Here is a 1,284-nt window from a genome sequence, read left to right on the forward strand (position 1 = left end):
CCCCAGTAAACGGCGGCCGTAACTATAACGGTCCTAAGGTAGCGAAATTCCTTGTCAGGTAAATTCTGACCCGCACGAATGGCGTAACGACTTGGGCGCTGTCTCAACGAGAGATCCGGTGAAATTTTAATACCTGTGAAGATGCAGGTTACCCGCGACAAGACGGAAAGACCCCATGGAGCTTTACTGCAGCTTGATATTGGATTTGGGTACGATCTGTACAGGATAGGTGGGAGCCTGAGAAGCCGGAGCGCCAGCTTCGGTGGAGGCGCCGTTGGGATACCACCCTGATCGTATCTAGATTCTAACCTCTACCCCTGAAGCGGGGTAAGGGACCGTGTCAGGCGGGCAGTTTGACTGGGGCGGTCGCCTCCTAAAGAGTAACGGAGGCGCCCAAAGGTTCCCTCAGAATGGTTGGAAATCATTCGCAGAGTGCAAAGGCAAAAGGGAGCTTGACTGCAAGACTTACAAGTCGAGCAGGGACGAAAGTCGGGCTTAGTGATCCGGTGGTGCCGAATGGAAGGGCCATCGCTCAACGGATAAAAGCTACCCTGGGGATAACAGGCTTATCTCCCCCAAGAGTCCACATCGACGGGGAGGTTTGGCACCTCGATGTCGGCTCATCGCATCCTGGGGCTGAAGTAGGTCCCAAGGGTTGGGCTGTTCGCCCATTAAAGCGGTACGCGAGCTGGGTTCAGAACGTCGTGAGACAGTTCGGTCCCTATCTGTCGCGGGCGCAGGAAATTTGAGAGGAGCTGTCCTTAGTACGAGAGGACCGGGATGGACGCACCGCTGGTGTACCAGTTGTTCCGCCAGGAGCACAGCTGGGTAGCTACGTGCGGACGGGATAAGCGCTGAAAGCATCTAAGCGTGAAGCCCCCCTCAAGATGAGATTTCCCAATTCAGTAAGACCCCTTGAAGACGACAAGGTAGATAGGTTCGGGGTGGAAGTGTGGCAACACATGGAGCTGACGAATACTAATCGGTCGAGGGCTTAACCTAAAATCCCACCAAAGTGAAGAGGATGCTGACGAAGCGGATTCCGAATACTTTGGCGGGGCCCATAAGACTCAAGCAAAATACTTTCGTTCGCACGTTTCGCATCCGGTTTTCAGGGCGCAAGTTCTGCAATCCATATGGGGCCTTAGCTCAGCTGGGAGAGCGCATCGCTGGCAGCGATGAGGTCAGGGGTTCGATCCCCCTAGGCTCCATTTATATGGCCCGTTGGTCAAGTGGTTAAGACACCTCCCTTTCACGGAGGTAACAGGGGTTCGAGTCCCCTAC

At 54.7% G+C, this 1,284-nt stretch carries 1 tRNA gene and 1 rRNA gene; both read left to right on the plus strand.

From position 1 onward, the window contains the following. Positions 1 to 1,002, plus strand: a 23S ribosomal RNA gene (locus DQG13_RS30285); the annotation flags it as partial. A 136-nt stretch (positions 1,003 to 1,138) separates the two neighbouring features. Further along, positions 1,139 to 1,211: transfer RNA gene (locus tag DQG13_RS30290), tRNA-Ala, on the plus strand. Positions 1,212 to 1,284 lie beyond the last annotated feature (73 nt).

The organism is Paenibacillus sp. YN15, from assembly GCF_003285005.1.
In the GTDB taxonomy this organism is placed as follows: domain Bacteria; phylum Bacillota; class Bacilli; order Paenibacillales; family NBRC-103111; genus Paenibacillus_AR.